The sequence below is a fragment of the Pseudomyxococcus flavus genome (assembly GCF_050038885.1).
Taxonomy (GTDB): Bacteria; Myxococcota; Myxococcia; order Myxococcales; family Myxococcaceae; genus Myxococcus; species Myxococcus flavus.
The window spans coordinates 2,364,846-2,381,092 of record NZ_CP143624.1 but is presented as its reverse complement, the minus strand read 5'-3'; the positions used below and the strand labels follow the sequence as shown (position 1 = coordinate 2,381,092).

Below are 16,247 nucleotides of genomic sequence, written 5' to 3'. Positions count from 1 at the left end.
GGGCTGGTCATGTGCCTGCCCGCCCGAACACCCGCCTGTCCTGTTGGCTGCCCTGTCTCCCGGGGCTTCTCACGGCGCGGCGGCCCACCCCATCTTCACGGCGCGGTGTGCCCTGACCACGGGCCGCGAGCGTCCGACGGGAGAGCGTCATGAGGAGCAGGCAGGAAACCTGGGAGCCGTGGCGCGGGCGTCACGCGTGGGCCGGAGGCGCGACGGCGGGCCTCGGGGCGCACCTGGTGGTGCGGGGCCTTCACCGGCTGCTTCGTCCGGACCTGCGAGGCCCGGTGGTGGGCGTGGCCTGCGCGTCCGGCATGCTGGGCGCCCTGGTGGCGCGCCGTCTCGCACGCCGGCGCTCCCAGCCGCCCGCCCTGGCCCTGGTGCCCGCTTCAGCGCCCGTGGCGCGCATGCCGCTGGAAGCGGGCAGCCCCCGCCCGCACGCGGAGCCGGTGCTCCGTCGGGGGCCGAACGGCCGGGAGCAACCCTGGTACGAGAGCGGGATGCCCACCCCGGCGTGAGCCGTGAATCCACGAAAGGAGTCCGCCGATGCGCGGAGACGTACGGGAAGGGATGCGGGTCTTCACGGCGGATGGGACGCGGCTGGGCACCGTGGTGGGGTGCGGCGAGGAGACCTTCGCCATCGAAGGGGGCCTGCTGCGGCTCAAGGCCTTCACGGCGCGCTACGGCGACGTGGTGGACGTGCGTGAGGGCGACGTGCACCTGGGGCTCACCCGGGACGAGGTGTCACCCGCCGAGGAGGGCGCCGGGCACGCGGAGGGGGGCGGCACCGAGTCCGTGCTCGCCGCCGACTTCGCGACGCCGTCCGAGCTGGTGATTCCGCTGGCCCGCGAGGAGGCCCATCCCCGCGTCGTGGTGCACGAGACGGGGCAGGTGCGCATCCACAAGGTGGTGCGCACGGAGGTCCGGCACTTCACGGTGCCCGTGCGGCGCGAGGAGCTGGTGGTGGAGCGGGTGTCCGAGCAGGTGGTGGCCGCGGAGGGCCCGCGTGCGACCTCGGCTCCCGCCCGGCCGGTGCTGGAGGGCCTGGTGCCCTTCGAGGCGGGTACCTTCGTCATCCCCCTTCATGAAGAGCGGGTGGAGCTCACCAAGACGGTCCACGTGTGGCAGGAGGTCGCGGTTTCCCGGTACACCGCCGAGGCGCTCCAGAAGGTCCATGCCACCGTCCGGAAAGAGACGGCCGAGGTGGAGGAGCGGGGCGAGGTGCTCCACGACGGCCCGGTGGACGGGTTGCACTCCTGACTGACGCGCCGCACAGAGGGTGCGTAACGGGGGCACGGGGCGGCTGCGCGCTTGACCCATGGAGAGGTGTCCCCTAGAAAACCGGGGCTTTGCCTTGTCAGTTTCCGAGAAGGGACGCCCCGCATGCGACGACTTGCCCCGATGCTGCTCGCAGCGCTCGCCGTTCTGGCGGCCGCCTGCGAGAAGAAGACGCAGCCCGCTCCCTCCGGTGAAGGAGGTCCGCAGGCCGCGCAGGGGCAGGAGGCGGCGGGTGGAGCACCGGTGGATGCGAACACCATCCTGCTGGGCGTGGTGGGCTCGCTCACCGGTGGCCAGGCCACGTTCGGCATCTCCACGCGCAACGGCATCGAGCTGGCCGTCAAGGAGGCCAACGCCGCGGGCGGGGTGAAGGGCAAGAAGCTGGCCGTTCGCGTCTACGACAACCAGAGCAAGCCCGAGGAGGCGGCCCAGGCCGCCACGCGCCTGATTACGCAGGACAAGGTGGTGATCGTTCTCGGCGACGTGGCGTCGTCCAACTCGCTGGCCATGGCGGAGAAGGCCCAGGCGGCGGGCGTGCCCATGATCACGCCGTCCTCCACCAACCCCACCGTCACCGAGAAGGGCGACTACATCTTCCGCGTCTGCTTCATCGACCCGTTCCAGGGCTTCGTGATGGCGAAGTTCGCGCGGGAGAACCTGAAGCTGGACAAGGTGGCGGTGCTCCAGGACAACAAGAGCGCCTACTCCATCGGGCTGGCGGACGTCTTCAACCGGAAGTTCACGGAGCTGGGCGGCAAGGTGACGGCCGTGGAGAGCTACAGCCAGGGCGACACCGACTACCGCGCCCAGCTCACCGCCATCCGCAAGTCGCAGCCCGAGGGTATCTACGTACCGGGCTACTACAGCGAGGTGGGCATCATCGCCCGCCAGGCGCGCGAGGTGGGCCTGAAGGTGCCGCTGATGGGCGGCGACGGCTGGGACTCCGAGAAGCTCTTCGAGCTGGGCGGCAGCGCCATCGAGGGCGGCTACTTCTCCAACCACTACTCGCCGGACAACCCGGACCCGCGCGTGCAGAAGTTCATCGCGGACTACAAGGCCGCCTACGGCGCGGTGCCCGACGCCCTGGCGGCGCTGGGCTACGACGCGGCCCGGGTGGCGATTGCCGCCCTGGAGCGCGCCAAGGACCTGAGCGGCCCGGCCGTGCGTGATGCCATCGCCCAGACGAAGGACTTCCCGGGCGTGGCGGGCACCGTCACCCTGGATGCCAACCGCAACGCCGTGAAGTCGGCCGTCGTCCTGAAGGTCGAGGACGGCAAGACGCAGTACGTCACGACCATCAACCCCTAATGGCGCAGCTCCTCCAGCATCTCATCAACGGACTGGCCGCCGGCACCATCTACGCGCTCGTCGCGCTCGGCTACACGATGGTGTACGGCGTCCTGAAGCTCATCAACTTCGCCCATGGCGACGTCATGATGGTCGGCGTCTACATGGGCTACGCCACCGCGTTCGCGTTCGGGCGGGACATGCGCAGCTCGCTGCTGGGCGTGGCCGTGGTGTTCGCGGTGGCCATGCTGGGCTGCGCGCTGCTCGGGTTCATCATCGAGCGCTTCGCGTACCGGCCCCTGCGTGAGAAGCCGCGCCTCACCGCGCTCATCACCGCCATCGGCATCTCCTTCGCGCTGTCCTACGGCTTCCAGCTGGACATCGGCTTCCTGCCGGGCGCGGCGCCGCGGGCCTTCCCGGAGGTGATTGAGCCGGTGGAGTGGCTCGTCATCGGCGACCGCGACGTGGTGGTGTGGAACTGGCAGGTCATCAGCTTCGGCATCGCCGTGGCGCTGATGGTGGGCCTGCAGTACCTGGTGTTCCGCACCCGCTTCGGCCGGGCGATGCGCGCGGTGTCCTGGGACCACCGCGTGGCGGCGCTCATGGGCATCCCCACCGACCGCGTCATCGCGCTGACGTTCATGCTGAGCAGCGCGCTGGCGGCGGGCGCGGGCCTGCTCTACGCCATCAAGGACACGTCGGTGAGCCCGCTGATGGGCCTGTACGTGGGCCTCAAGGCCTTCGTGGCCGCGGTGATTGGCGGCATCGGCCACGTGCCCGGCGCGGTGGTGGGCGGACTGGTGCTGGGCCTGGTGGAGGAGTTCGTCGTGGGCTACGCGGCCAGCACCTGGCGTGACGCGGTGGCCTTCGGCTTCCTCATCCTCGTCCTGCTGGTGAAGCCGGGTGGCCTGTTCGGCCGCGTCGCCGCGGAGAAGGTTTGATGGAGACTCCGGCGCTTCCCGTTCCCGAGGCCCGCTCCGCCGTCCCCGCTTCGCTGCGCGGCATCCTGCCGGTGCTGGTCGCGCTGCCGGTGCTGGCGCTGTTCCAGTGGCTGATGAGCGACGCCCCGTTCGCCACCTACCTGCTGTCGGTGGTGGGGGTGAACATCATCCTCGCGGTCAGCCTCAACATCGTGAACGGCATGACGGGGCAGTTCTCCATCGGCCACGCGGGCTTCATGGCGGTGGGGGCCTACATCTCCGGCGTGCTGTCGCTGAACCTGAAGGACATCGCCATTTCGTTCCTGCCGGTGGCCGCCAGCGACCAGGTGCTCTTCGTCGTGTCGCTGCTGGTGGGCGGCCTGGCCGCGGCGCTGTGCGGCTTCCTGGTGGGCCTGCCGTCGCTGCGGCTGCGCGGCGACTACCTGGCCATCGTCACGCTGGGCTTCGGTGAAATCATCCGCGTGGTGGTGCAGAACACGGATGCCTTCGGCCGGGCGCTGGGCCTGTCCGGCATTCCGCAGTCCTCCTCGCCGGCCATGGTGTACTTCTGGGTGTTCCTCACCGTGCTGGTGGCGCGGCGCATCACCGGCTCCAGCCACGGCCGCAGCCTGTGGGCCATCCGCGAGGACGAGGTGGCCGCCGAGGCCATGGGCGTGGACACCACGGGGTACAAGGTCCGCGCCTTCGTCATCTCCTCGTTCTTCGCGGGCGTCGCCGGCGCGCTGTTCGCGCACTTCGTGCCCATCATCAACCCCGGCTCCTTCACCTTCGTGAAGTCGATGGAAATCGTCGTCATGGTGGTGCTGGGCGGCCTGGGCTCCACGACGGGCGCCATCGTCGCGGCCACCTTCCTGACGCTGCTGCCCGAGGGCCTGCGCTCGCTGTTCACCGTGCTGGGCGCGGAAGGGAGCCTGGCGCAGAAGGTGGACCAGATTCGCATGCCCGTGTACGGCCTGCTGCTGGTGGTGCTGATGCTGGCGCGGCCCCAGGGCCTGTTCGGGACGAAGGAAATCTGGGACGTGCTGCCGCGGTGGATTCCCCGCAAGCGCAGGGGGCTGGCGTGAGCGCAGCCGTGCAGGAGACGAAGGCGGAGGCCGGAGCGCCGTTGCTCCAGGCGGATGGGGTGAGCATCCAGTTCGGCGGCCTCAAGGCGCTGACGGGCTTCAACCTCACCGTGCGGCAAGGGGACTTGCAGGGCCTCATCGGCCCCAACGGCGCGGGCAAGTCCACGGCGTTCAACGTGCTGACGGGGGTGTACCAGCCCACGCAGGGCGAGGTGCGCGTGGCCGGGCAGCGGGTGAACAGGTGGCTGCCGCATCAAATCAACCACCTGGGGCTGGCGCGCACCTTCCAGAACATCCGCCTGTTCCGCGCGCTCTCCGCGCTGGACAACGTGAAGGTGGCGTGCCGGGCGCAGGGCGCGCTGCACCCGGAGGGCGTGGGGCTGGGGGCGAAGATGCGGGGCGCCTTCATCAACTACCGCGACTGGTGGCGGGCGCTGCTGCTCACCCCGCGCTTCCAGCAGGAGGAGCGGGAGCTGACCCGGCAGGCGGAGCACCTGCTGGAGGTCATGGGCCTGGCCCACCGCCGCGACGAGGAGGCGCGCAACCTGCCCTATGGCGAGCAGCGCCGGCTGGAAATCGCGCGCGCGCTGGGCACGCAGCCCAAGGTGCTGCTGCTGGACGAGCCCGCCGCGGGCATGAACACCCGCGAGAAGGCGGACCTGATGGTGCTCATCCGCAAGCTGCGGGACGACTTCAAGCTGGGCGTGCTCGTCATCGAGCACGACATGAAGCTGGTCATGGGCATCTGCGAGTTCATCACCGTGCTGGACCACGGCGAGACGATTGCCCGGGGCGCGCCGGCGCAGGTGCGCAGCGACCGGAAGGTCATCGAGGCGTACCTGGGCGACAGCTACCTGGAGAGCCACGGAGGGGCGGCGTGAGCGAGGCGCAGGTGAAGACGCTGGGCGAGCGCCAGGCCTTTGCGCCGCTGCTGTCGGTGGACGGCATCAAGGTGCACTACGGCGCCATCCAGGCGCTCAAGGGCGTGTCGCTGACGGTGGGCAAGGGCGAGGTGGTGGCCCTCATCGGCGCCAACGGCGCGGGCAAGACGAGCACCCTGCGCGCGGTGAGCGGCATGCTCAAGCCCAGCGCCGGGCGCATCCAGTTCAACGGGCACGACACCACGGCCATGAAGGCGCACCAGCTGGTGCCGCGGGGCATGGCGCACGCGCCGGAAGGGCGGGGCGTGTTCCCCAACATGTCCGTCCAGGAGAACCTGGAGCTGGGCGCGTACCTCCGCAAGGACGCCGCGGGCATCCAGCAGGACCTGGAGAAGAGCTTCACGTTGTTCCCGGTGCTCAAGGAGCGCCGCAAGCAGATGGCCGGGACGCTGTCGGGCGGCGAGCAGCAGATGCTGGCCATCGCCCGCGCCCTCCTCAGCAAGCCGCAGCTGCTGCTGCTGGACGAGCCATCCCTGGGCCTGGCCCCGCAGGTGACGGAGGCCATCTTCCGCACCCTGCGCGAGGTGAACGCCACCGGGGTGAGCGTGCTGCTGGTGGAGCAGAACGCGCACCTGGCGCTCAACGCGGCCCATTACGGTTACGTGCTGGAGACCGGCGAGGTGGTCATGGCGGGGCCGGGAAAGGCGCTCCTCGAGAGCGCGGAGGTCCGACGTGCATATCTCGGCGAGTAGTCAGGGCCGCCATGGGACGGAATCCGTGGCGCTCCGCTACGTCCTCTCGCTGACGCTCCGGTAGAGTCCGGCGCGCGATGAAACTGTCTCCCGGCTCAAAGTCGGGTAGTCAGCACCCAGGAAGTTCGTCTAGCGTCATACGACGCGCTGCGTTCAACCACACTCAGGAAGTGTGCCCATGTCCCCGTTGTCCCGCCTTGTCGCAAGCCTCGCCACCCTCGCGCTGATTGCCGCCGCGTGCGCCGGTCAGCAGAAGCCCGAGACCCGGGAAGCGTCCTCCACCATCGAGGAGGTTCCCAACGAGGGCGGTGACGTGGCCCCTGAGGTCCCCGCCGTGCAGTTCAACGTCCTGGAGGCCCCCGAGGGCTTCACCGTGAAGATGCCGGGCCCCGCGCCCCAGCCGCAGCGCGCCGAGGCGCCCCTGCCGAAGCGGACGGACAAGGCCTCGCTCGTCACGTACGCGACGACGCAGGACAACGTGACCTACCTCATCAACACCGTGGACTATCCGGAGGCGTTCGTCGCCACCGTTCCCGCCGAGGCGCTCATCACCGGCGGCATCCAGGGTATCGCCGGGCAGGTGAGCGGCGAGCTGAAGAGTTCCGAGGACATCACCCTGGATGGCTACCCGGGCAAGGCCTACGTCCTGGCGTCGCCCAGCGGCGAGGTGAAGGGCCGCAGCTACCTGGTGGGGCCGCGCATCTACAACCTCATCGCCGTGTACAACGCGGCCATCGGCGCGCCGGGCGCGGATGAGTTCCTGAACTCGCTGACGCTCATCAACCCGCCGCCGCAGATTGAGCGCGCGAGCGCCGACGCTGACGGTGGCACGGACGCCGACGCCGGGACGGATGCCGGCGTCACGGGGACCGAGGCGGCCCCCGAGGGTGGCGAGGACGCGGGCACCGCGCCGGATGCGGGCGCCCGCCGCCGTCGCGCCAAGTAGTCCTGTCGTCCTGTCGTATCGGGGCACGCTTCCTTCGCGGGGAGCGTGCCCTCGCCGAGGGACTGCGTGCGCGTCCGGCGGGTCGTACCGCTCGTGATGCCGTGGTCCCTGGCGGGCCCGTGCTGCCTGGGCGCCCAGGCGTGCCGCCGGCGAGCGCCCGAGGCGCTCTGGGGCGGGCCGCACATCGCTTCACGCACGTGCCCGTAAGCCCTGCATCGAATGGCCGTGCATCGTTGGGGCGTGTGGCGACGCCCCTGCTGGTGTCTCAGGCGCGTTGACGGAACAGGCGCTGTCGCGCCCCTTCACGGCACAGGTGTTCGTGGAGGCAGCGCGCACCGCCTGCGCCCGTTCGAGGCGTCGTGTCCAGCTCGCATGGGCCGGTGGGCCGCGTGGCCTCGGCACCCGCCGCGTCGTCGGGACGCGGCGGGCGAGGCACGTCAGCTCACTGGGGCCAGTGGAAAATCTGGCCTCCATCCGCCGCAATCCAGAGGTCCGCGGGGCTGGTGCCGGCGATGTCGTGGAAGTGGCGGTCGTTGTCTTCGAAGATGATCTGCCACTGCTGCCCGTCGTACCGGTAGACGCGACCGCCCTCCGCGGTGACGTAGACGGAGCTGGCACCGAACGCGACGACGGAAGTCAGCGTTTCGTTGTGCGTCGTCGGGAAGGCCATTCTGCTCCAGGTGACGCCGTTCCACCGGACGACGGAGTTCGCGCCGCTCGCGAACTCGCCCACTGCGAAAGCCAGCGTGTCGTTCACCACCCAGACGCCACGAAGGCGGCCCAGTCCTGAAATGGAGTCCTGCACGCCCAGGGACTGCCATTGGCCGCTGCCGATGTTGAAGCGGTAGATGCGCGGCCGGGTACTGCCGGTTTCATAGCCACCGACGGCGAACAGGGTGGCCCGGGAGCGCCCGTGGATGTCGTACAGCGGTCCGACGTCCGTGGTGCCGAAGGTCAGCGCGCCCGTGCCACTTCCTCCGTTCCAGATGAACGTCGCCCCTTGATTGATCGTGGGAGGATTGTTCGAGGTGACGCCATGAATCTCCAGGGTACCTTCGTGGCGGAAGCCCACGAGGCCCTGGGTGGCCCGGCTCATGGTGACCATTTCCGTGCAGGCATTCTCGCTCCTGTCGAGGATGGAGAGCCTGCCTCCCGAAGACCCGAAGTAGCCGCGGCCGCCGTTCTCCATGTCCGCCCAGACCGCATTCCAATTCCCTCCGCTGCCGCTGCTGCAGCCGCTGGCGCTGGTGTCGAACGTGCTCGAGCCCGGCACGAGCACCGCCTTGTTCCCGCTACTGCCCACGGCCGTCACATCGCCGGGCGTCTGGGTGAAGATGGAGCGCCACTGCTGATCCGTCGCGCCCACGGTTCGCGCCACGAAGGTGGGGCCACCGCTCGGGCACACCTCGGGGCCTTCGGGGTTCCCATCACAGTCGTTGTCCAGGCCGTCGCAGATTTCCTCCGCGCCCGGGTGGGTGAACGGGTTGCCGTCGTTGCAGTCGTTGCCCAGGTTCACGTACGTCGCCCCAGGCGAGACACAGGACTGGGTGGCCGAGCCGCTGCCCACGCCGTCGCCGTCCGCGTCCACGTACCAGTCACTGGGGGACACCGTGGCTTCGCACATCGTGGCGATGCCCGACGGGTCGCAGACCTGGACGCCGGGGCACTGGCCGGCCGCTTCGCAAGCGTCACCCAGCTGGGGGAAGGTCTCGTCGATGTTCCCGTCGCAGTTGTCATCCACGCCGTTGCAGAGCTCCTGTGCCCCGGGCCGGATGCTGGCGTTGGTGTCGTCGCAGTCATCCGCGGGCCCCGGGACGTAGCCCGGCTCGATGCCCGTGCAGAAGGCGCGGGGCGTGGCGTTCATGTCGCCCCGGCCGTCCTGGTCCTGGTCGGGATAGGCGTACACGGCATCCGGCGCGTTGCAGACGACGCTGCCATCCACGCCGCACGCGCGGGTTCCCGGGCAGTTCTCGCCCTCGGTGCAGCTCTGCCCGAGGCGAAGCTCCACTTCGTCGGACTGGCCGTTGCAGTTGTCGTCGACGTCGTTGCAGCGCTCCTCCGCGCCCGGGTGCACCGCGGCGCTGGCGTCGTTGCAGTCCGTGCCGCCGCTGAGCACGTCGACGAAGCCGTCGCCGTCCAAGTCCCGGGCCTGGAGCGACAGCGTCACCGGAACGGACTCGCCCGGCGTGAGCGTCACCAGGGACGTGCTGCTCACCACGGGCGAGCCTGCGTCGCAGCCCTGCTCGTGTGCCTGGGCTTCCACCCGGACCGAGCTCCCCCAGCCGCTGGGGGCAATCACCGCGGCGACGAGGGAGCCGCCGGTGCGGTCCCCCTTGCCAGGGACGGGCGTGGCGAGCTCCTTGCCACTGCCCTCGTCTCGGGCCTTCACGAGCACACAGCCCGGGAGGAAGCCCGAGTAATTCACCGTGACTTTCACCGCACCGGGGCTTTCATCTTTCTTACAGCCGACCAGCGCGAGGAGAGGGATGAGCACCAGGATGCGTCGCATGGCGGGCAGTCTACCGCGTCCCCGCCATGCCGGCGCGTCCTCGCGCGTGCCGCGCCTACCTCACGGACGGGTAGTCCGAGTGGACGACGTCCAGTCGCTCATCCACGGCGATGCTGGCGGGCGTCACCAGCTCCAGGTTCATGGGCACCCGCTTCCCGTAGCGCTCGCGGAGCTGCTGCTCCAGCCCCTTCACCTCGAGCGAATCCAGCCGCTCCATCTTCCCGTATTCCACGCCCGCGCCCTGGGCGTAGGCCTTGCGCACCAGCTCCGAGCAGTACATCGCCTCGTCTCCCCAGCCGAAGCGCCAGTCATACGGCTTGCCCAGGTGCGCCTTGGCCGCGGCAACGGCCTGCTGCCGCTGCGCATCGCTCAGCGCCTGGGGCCGCAGGACCAGGATGCCGCCCTTCACGCCCCGGGCCTTCCACTTCGAGAACCGGATGCGCTGCACCGGCTGGACGGCCTCCACCACCCAGGCGCCTTTCTCAGTGACCTCCACGATACCCACGTGTGACAGAGGGCTCTGCGTCGCCTTCTGGATGGCCTGGGACTGCGAGGAGCGCGACGTGTGGAGGACGATGTCTCCCGTCTTCAACCGGGCCTCCAGGTCCTCCTGTGGCGCTGCGACCGCGTTGTGGGCACCGAGCCACACCATCAGCATGAGCAACCACCGCATCGACGTGTCCTTTCGGGTGTTTACCTGCGTCCGCGGTCTGAGAGTGCAGCCGGGATGCCAGGACGCCCGGTGCTAGGCGGACGCGTGGCCGAGGGGGACCTCCAGCCGGGGTAGGTAGTGCCCACCCTGGCTCTCGAAGAGCACCAGCCGGTCCACGCGCCCCTCGCCCAGCGCCGCTCCCGACAGCGCCTGGACGCAGGCGCTCAGGGCCGGGTCACCCCGCGGCGCTCGCGAGCGCGCCAGCGTGAGGTGCGCGGTGTACGGCCGATGCTCGGGCTCGAAGCCGAGGGGCTGGAGCACCCGGGCGGTATCCGCCTGCAGCGCCCGCAGCGCGTCCGTCGCGCCCCCCACGTCGGCCCAGAGCACCCGTGGGTGCGCCGCCGCGCCGAAAGCGCCGCCGCCCCCAATGGACAGGACGAAGGGCGCATGTCGCGCGCCCACCGGTGCCAGCGCCTCGTGGAGGGTGGGCAGGCGCGCCGCGTCCACGTCGCCCAGGAACACGAGCGTGAGGTGGAGGCCTTCCACCTTCACCCAGCGGGCCCGTGGGGCCAGGGCCTGCAGGTGCCGCAGTTGCGCGGCGACGCGGGTCTCGATGGTGGCGCCCAGCGTGACGGCGGTGAACAGGCGCATGGCTCGGGGCTCCTGGCGGGACGGGTGGGATGGCCCGTGCGTCTCACCAGCAGCATAGGGGGCATGCGTCGGGTTCTCTCCGTGTGCACGCCGAGGCGGCGGCAATTTGTTCTCCTGCCTGCTGTCGGGCGAGGGGGCCCGCGCGGGGTTGTCGCCGTGGCGCGCGCCGAGGTGATGGAGGAGGCGTCTTGCGCCTGCTCCTGGATGGCTGGGGGCATGGTTGGAGGCGTCGGAGTGCCTGGGCTACCGTCCGGGTCCGATGCCGAAGCGCATTCAGGTCGACGAGACGCTCCAGAGACGGCTGAACGGCTGGCGCGCGCAGGTGGGGGAGTGGCTCAACCGCGTGCGGGTGGTGGGGACGGCGAGCTGGTGGGTGGTGGCGTGGCTGGACGACTGGCGCGTGCCCTCGTGGGCGCTGGCCGCCTATCTCCTGTTGGCCTTCGTGCTCTGGCTGGGCGCGCGGCGTCTGCCGTCGCTGGGGCGCCGGCCCGCGCTGGGCGTGACGCTCATCGACATGCCCGCGGTCTGCTTCCTCCAGTGGCTGTCCATCCAGGGCTCGGCGTCCCCAGGCACCGCCGCGCTGCTGACGCTGGGCGTGTTCATCACCCTGGTGGTCATCGTGGCCCTGCTGACGCTGTCACGCCGGTACGTGGCGGTGGCCGCGCTGATGGCCATGGGCCTGGAAGGCTGGCTCCTGTTCGAGGCGCGGCTGCCGCCCGACGCGTTCCTCTCCGGCATGGTGCTGGTGCTGACGCTGGCCGCGCTGGCCGCGTCCTTCATCGGCCGTCAGGTGATGGGGCTGGTGAAGGAGGTGGCCCAGGAGGAGGTGCAGCGCGAGCGACTCGGCCGCTACTTCTCGCCCGAGGTGGCCCGACAGATCGCCGAGCGGGGGACCGAGGCCGGCAGTGGTGAGCACCGCGAGGTGACGCTCCTCTTCTCCGACATCCGCGGGTTCACCTCCATGTCCGAGCGCATGGACAGCCCCCACGTGGTGGCGCTGCTCAATGAATACCTGTCGCGCATGGTGGAGGTGGTGTTCCGCCACGGCGGGACGCTCGACAAGTTCATCGGCGACGGCATCCTGGCGTACTTCGGCGCCCCGCTGGACCTGCCCGGCCACCCTCGGGCCGCCGTCGCCTGTGGGCTGGCGATGCTGGAGGCGTTGGAGGCGCTCAACGCCGAGCGCGCTCGCCGGGGCGAGGAGCCGCTGAGCATCGGCATCGGCATCCACACCGGGCGGGTGGTGGTGGGCGACGTGGGGAGCGAGCAGCGGCGCGAGTACACCGTGATTGGTGACGCGGTGAACCTGGCCAGCCGCATCGAGGGGCTCACCAAGAAGGTGGGCGTCCCGATGCTGGTGTCCGGTGCCACGCAGGAGCGCTGTGGGGACGCGTTCCAGTTCGAGCCGGCCACGCCCCTCCCGGTGGCGGGGAAGGCGCGGCCGGTGGCCACCTTCATGCCCCGTCCGACCCCGGTGCGCGTGGCGAGCTGAAGGCCGGCAAGCGCGGCCGGGCTCCCGGCGGCAGGTGACGGTGACGTCCCCGCCGCCGGCGAGGGTGAATCAGTACGCCTTGGAGAACACGATGCGGCCCGGCGACGGCTCGCCGGTGACGACGCACTTGCCCGGCTCCTGCTTGAGGTCGAAGGGACGGCAGCGCGTCGTCAGACCCGTCTCCTCCTTGATGCGCGCCTCGACCTTGGGGTCCAGGTTCCAGTGCGCCAGCAGGAAGCCCTGGTCCGCCTTCTCCTTCAGCTCCTCGTAGGAGTTGACCTCGAAGGTGTGCGAGTCGCGGAAGGCCTTGGCCTTGTTGAAGAGGTCCTTCTGCATGGCGTCCAGCATGGCCTGGGCCTTGGTCACGGCCTCGTCCAGCGACACGAACTCCTTCTGGCGCACGTCGCGGCGGACCATGACGCACGAGTTCTTCGCCAGGTCCTTGGGGCCCAGCTCGATGCGCAGGCAGGTGCCGATGAGCTCGTGCTCGTTGTACTTGAAGCCCGGGCTCTTGGTGTCGTCGTCGTCCACCACCACGCCCAGCCCCGCCTTGCGCAGGTCCGCGGCCAGCGCGTTCGTCTTCTCCAGCACCTGCGCCTTCTCCGCGTCGGAGGCCTTGCCGAAGATGGGGATGACCACCACGTGCGTGGCCGCCAGCTTCGGCGGGACGATGAGGCCGGCGTCATCCGAGTGCGTCATGATGAGGCCGCCGATGAGGCGCGTGGACACGCCCCAGGACGTCTGCCACACGTAGTGCTGCTTGCCGTCGCGGCCCTGGAACTGGGTGTCGAAGGCCTTGGCGAAGTTCTGTCCCAGGTTGTGGCTGGTGCCCGCCTGGAGCGCCTTCTTGTCCTGCATCATCGCTTCGATGCTGTAGGTGCGCAGCGCGCCGGCGAAGCGCTCGGACTCCGACTTCTGGCCGGGCAGCACCGGCATCGCCATGTAGTCCTCGGCGAAGGTCCGGTACACCTCCAGCATCTGCCGCGTCTCCTTCTCCGCGTCCTCCTCCGTCTCGTGGCAGGTGTGGCCCTCCTGCCAGAGGAACTCGGTGGTGCGCAGGAACAGGCGCGTGCGCATCTCCCAGCGCATCACGTTCGCCCACTGGTTGAGCAGCAGCGGGAGGTCCCGGTAGCTCTGGATCCACTTGGCGAAGCTGCGGTTGATGATGGTCTCGCTGGTGGGCCGAATGACGTAGGGCTCCTCCAGCTTCGAGCCGCCCGCGTGCGTGACGACGGCCAGCTGCGGGTTGAAGCCCTCGACGTGCTCGGCTTCCTTCTTCAGGTAGCTCTCGGGGATGAGCAGCGGGAAGTACGCGTTCTTGTGGCCCAGGTCCTTGAACATCTTGTCCAGGACGCGCTGCATGTTCTCCCACAGCGCATAGCCATTGGGCCGGATGACCATGCAGCCCTTCACGTCCGAGTAGTCGGCGAGCTTCGCCTTCTGGACCAGGTCGACGTACCACTCGGAAAAGCCCTTCTCACGGGGCGTGAGCTTCTCGGCCATGTGCGGAGCACCCTTCAAAAGTCGTGGAAAGAGGACGGTTGCCTACGCCGGGCCCACCCGGAAATCAACGGCCCCGTCACCCCCGCCGCCGCCCGGGCCCCCGACTCCATCCAGGATTGGATTGCATTTTTCGACCAACGGTCAGAATAATGAGCGCCGGTTGAATCCGCATCCAGGAGGCAGTCATGTTTCGCCAGGTGGCCGAGGGCGTGTACGTCTTCACGGTGGAGTTCCGAGTCGGAGTCATGGACCTGGGGGGACGGATGACGGCCGTCCGCCTGCCGGATGGGGGGCTGTGGCTCCACTCGCCCGTCCGCTTCACGCCCGAGGCGCGGGCGGCGGTGGACGCGCTCGGGTCGGTGCGCTTCCTGGTGGCGCCCAACCTGATGCACCACCTGAGCCTGCAGGACTGGGCCGCGGCCTACCCGGACGCGAAGGTGGCCGCGCCCGCGGGGCTGCGGCGCAAGCGGTCGGACTTGCGCATCGACGTGGAGCTGGGAGACGCGGCGGATGCTGGCTGGGCCTCCGTGCTGGAGCAGGTGCTTGTCCAGGGGATGCCGAAGCTGGACGAGGTGCTCTTCTTCCACCGTCCCAGCCAGACGCTGCTCGTCACGGACCTGGCGTTCAATGTCCACCGGACGGGCTCGTGGTTCACCCGCATGTACCTGAAGCTGAACGGGGCGTGGCAGCGGCTGGCGCCCACGCTGCTGACCCGCTCCCTCATCAAGGACCGGCAGGCCGTGCAGGCGTCGCTGGCGCGCGTCCAGGCATGGGGCGTGGAGCGCGTGGTCGTCTGCCACGGAGACGTGGTGGAGCAGGGCGGCCGGGAGGCGGTGCGCGATGCCTTCGCCCGGCTCTAGCGGTGGTGGCCGCAAGCCCGCGCCGGGCCGTCGCCGGGCACCGCCGGCCGCGTCCGTGCCAGTCCCCGGGCAGGGCTCGGCCGCCGGGGCCACCGAGCGCGAGGCGCGCAAGGCGCGGCGTCAGGAAGGACGCCGGCAGGCGATTCTCGCCGCCGCCCGGACGGTGCTGGTGCGCGGCGGGGTGTTGTCGTTGACCCTGGAGGCCGTGGCGAAGGAGGCGGACCTGAGCAAGCCTTCACTCTTCTACTACTTCCGCTCCAAGGAAGACCTCGTCGGGGCGCTGGCCGTGGAGGGCCTGGAGCGGGAGGTGAAGGTCCTGGAGGCGGCGGTGGCGGCGGCAGGCAGCGGCGTGGAGGCCCTGGCCGCGCTGGTGCGGGCCCGGGTGGACCTGTACGCTGAGGACCTGGATGGCTTCCGCGTCGTCTACCTGTGGCCGCAGTTGATGGGGCGTCAGTCCGAGGCCCATCAGGCCCGTGTCCTGGCGCTGAGTGGACAGCTGAATGACGCGCTCGAGGCGCGGCTCCAGGCGGATGCCCGCGCGGGGCGGCTGGCGCCCGGGCTCCAACCGCGTCGCCTGGCCAACGTGGCCTGGTCCATGGCGCATGGGGTGCTGTCCCTGGTGGCTGGGTTGGAGCACTCCGGGGTGGGGACCCGCTTCACGTTGTCGCAGCTTCGTGACGAAGCGTGTGCGGTATTGCTGCGCAGTAGCGGCCGATAGGGCGGCTGTGAAGGATTGGTGCGGCGCGCTATGTAGTGGGCCTCCTTTCTCGTCGTCCTCTTGGAGGCTTCATGCGGTCGTACCTTGCATCTCTCGGCGTTGCCGGTGTCGTGTCGGCGTGCCTCGTGTCTGGTTCCGCGCTCGCCAGCTCCGCTGGCATGATTGGCAGGAGTGGCAAGGATGGGGCGAGCCTCACGTGTGCGGAGTGCCATACCGGTGGCAGTGGGACGCCCACGGTGACCATCGATGGGCCCACCACGCTCGCGCCGGGCGCCACGGGCAACTACGCGCTCATCATCCGGGGCGGTCCGGCGTCGGGCGCGGGCTACAACGTGGCGGTGAGCGACACGAATGCCACGCTCAACGCGACCTCGGGTTCGCGAAAGGAACGCGGTGAGTTGACCCACACCACCACCAAGCGCTTCACCAATGGCGAGGCCCGCTTCGACTTCACCCTGGTGGCGCCGGCGACCCCGGGCACCATCACCCTGTATGGCGCGGGCAACTCGGTGAACGACAACGGCCTCGACGGGCAGGGAGATTCCTCGGCGGCCACCACGCTCAACATCAATGTGAGCAACAGCGGGGGCGGGGACGATGATGGCGGCGGTTGCGCCGCCGCGGGCGGTGTCCCGCTGCTGGGCGCGGCCCTGGTGCTGCTCGGCACCCGCCTGCGCCGCCGTCGCCAGCCCTGAGGGCCCGCCGCCTCCGGAAGG

Annotated in this window: 16 protein-coding genes; 12 read left to right on the top strand and 4 right to left on the bottom strand. The window is 70.0% G+C overall.

What is annotated here, in order from left to right:
* Positions 1-149 precede the first annotated feature (149 nt).
* The 8 genes from VZL07_RS10020 (at position 150) to VZL07_RS09985 (ending at position 7,146) form a co-directional block, all read left to right on the top strand.
* Complete coding sequence (locus tag VZL07_RS10020; RefSeq protein ID WP_426755265.1) at positions 150-515, top strand: hypothetical protein; 366 nt, start codon at positions 150-152, stop codon at positions 513-515.
* A gap of 28 nt (positions 516-543) precedes the next feature.
* On the top strand, positions 544-1,257 hold the full coding sequence (locus tag VZL07_RS10015; RefSeq protein WP_426755264.1) for a YsnF/AvaK domain-containing protein: 714 nt from the start codon (positions 544-546) through the stop codon (positions 1,255-1,257).
* A 123-nt stretch (positions 1,258-1,380) separates the two neighbouring features.
* On the top strand, positions 1,381-2,583 hold the full coding sequence (locus VZL07_RS10010; protein ID WP_426755262.1) for an ABC transporter substrate-binding protein: 1,203 nt from the start codon (positions 1,381-1,383) through the stop codon (positions 2,581-2,583).
* Complete coding sequence (locus VZL07_RS10005; protein WP_426755260.1) at positions 2,583-3,503, top strand: branched-chain amino acid ABC transporter permease; 921 nt, start codon at positions 2,583-2,585, stop codon at positions 3,501-3,503. The genes VZL07_RS10010 and VZL07_RS10005 overlap by 1 nt, the downstream gene beginning before the upstream one ends.
* Positions 3,503-4,567, top strand: coding sequence for a branched-chain amino acid ABC transporter permease (locus tag VZL07_RS10000; protein ID WP_426755258.1), 1,065 nt, complete (start codon positions 3,503-3,505; stop codon positions 4,565-4,567). The genes VZL07_RS10005 and VZL07_RS10000 overlap by 1 nt, the downstream gene beginning before the upstream one ends.
* Complete coding sequence (locus tag VZL07_RS09995; RefSeq protein WP_426755256.1) at positions 4,564-5,448, top strand: ABC transporter ATP-binding protein; 885 nt, start codon at positions 4,564-4,566, stop codon at positions 5,446-5,448. The genes VZL07_RS10000 and VZL07_RS09995 overlap by 4 nt, the downstream gene beginning before the upstream one ends.
* A complete protein-coding gene (locus tag VZL07_RS09990) occupies positions 5,445-6,200 on the top strand; it encodes an ABC transporter ATP-binding protein (protein WP_426755254.1) in 756 nt (251 codons plus the stop codon). The genes VZL07_RS09995 and VZL07_RS09990 overlap by 4 nt, the downstream gene beginning before the upstream one ends.
* 178 nt (positions 6,201-6,378) lie before the next feature.
* A complete protein-coding gene (locus tag VZL07_RS09985; protein WP_426755252.1) occupies positions 6,379-7,146 on the top strand; it encodes a hypothetical protein in 768 nt (255 codons plus the stop codon).
* A gap of 442 nt (positions 7,147-7,588) precedes the next feature.
* Here the strand turns inward: VZL07_RS09985 and VZL07_RS09980 are convergent, their stop codons facing one another.
* From VZL07_RS09980 to thpR, 3 genes are all read right to left on the bottom strand, one after another.
* Entirely contained in the window at positions 7,589-9,655 is a 2,067-nt protein-coding gene (locus tag VZL07_RS09980) for a MopE-related protein (RefSeq protein ID WP_426755250.1), read from the bottom strand.
* 55 nt (positions 9,656-9,710) lie between these two features.
* Positions 9,711-10,328 carry a YiiX family permuted papain-like enzyme gene (locus VZL07_RS09975; protein WP_426755248.1) on the bottom strand — a complete coding sequence of 206 codons (618 nt, stop codon included), beginning with the start codon at positions 10,326-10,328 and terminating at the stop codon, positions 9,711-9,713.
* A 72-nt stretch (positions 10,329-10,400) separates the two neighbouring features.
* Complete coding sequence (thpR, locus tag VZL07_RS09970; RefSeq protein ID WP_426755246.1) at positions 10,401-10,958, bottom strand: RNA 2',3'-cyclic phosphodiesterase; 558 nt, start codon at positions 10,956-10,958, stop codon at positions 10,401-10,403.
* 259 nt (positions 10,959-11,217) lie between these two features.
* Here thpR and VZL07_RS09965 point away from each other — a divergent pair, with 259 nt between their 5' ends.
* On the top strand, positions 11,218-12,450 hold the full coding sequence (locus VZL07_RS09965) for an adenylate/guanylate cyclase domain-containing protein (protein ID WP_426755244.1): 1,233 nt from the start codon (positions 11,218-11,220) through the stop codon (positions 12,448-12,450).
* Positions 12,451-12,519: 69 nt separating this feature from the next.
* Here the strand turns inward: VZL07_RS09965 and proS are convergent, their stop codons facing one another.
* Positions 12,520-13,971 (bottom strand): proline--tRNA ligase, encoded by a 1,452-nt coding sequence (proS, locus tag VZL07_RS09960; RefSeq protein ID WP_426755243.1) that lies wholly within the window; start codon positions 13,969-13,971, stop codon positions 12,520-12,522.
* 167 nt (positions 13,972-14,138) lie between these two features.
* Between proS and VZL07_RS09955 the strand changes: the two genes are divergently transcribed.
* The 3 genes from VZL07_RS09955 to VZL07_RS09945 all read left to right on the top strand — a co-directional run bounded on the left by VZL07_RS09955 (position 14,139) and on the right by VZL07_RS09945 (position 16,226).
* Positions 14,139-14,813, top strand: coding sequence for a DUF4336 domain-containing protein (locus tag VZL07_RS09955; RefSeq protein ID WP_426755241.1), 675 nt, complete (start codon positions 14,139-14,141; stop codon positions 14,811-14,813).
* Positions 14,794-15,531: a TetR/AcrR family transcriptional regulator gene (locus VZL07_RS09950; protein WP_426755239.1), complete on the top strand. Its 738-nt coding sequence runs from the start codon at positions 14,794-14,796 to the stop codon at positions 15,529-15,531. The genes VZL07_RS09955 and VZL07_RS09950 overlap by 20 nt, the downstream gene beginning before the upstream one ends.
* A gap of 71 nt (positions 15,532-15,602) precedes the next feature.
* A complete protein-coding gene (locus tag VZL07_RS09945) occupies positions 15,603-16,226 on the top strand; it encodes an MXAN_6652 family MXYO-CTERM-anchored protein (RefSeq protein ID WP_426755237.1) in 624 nt (207 codons plus the stop codon).
* The last annotated feature ends 21 nt before the right edge of the window (positions 16,227-16,247 follow it).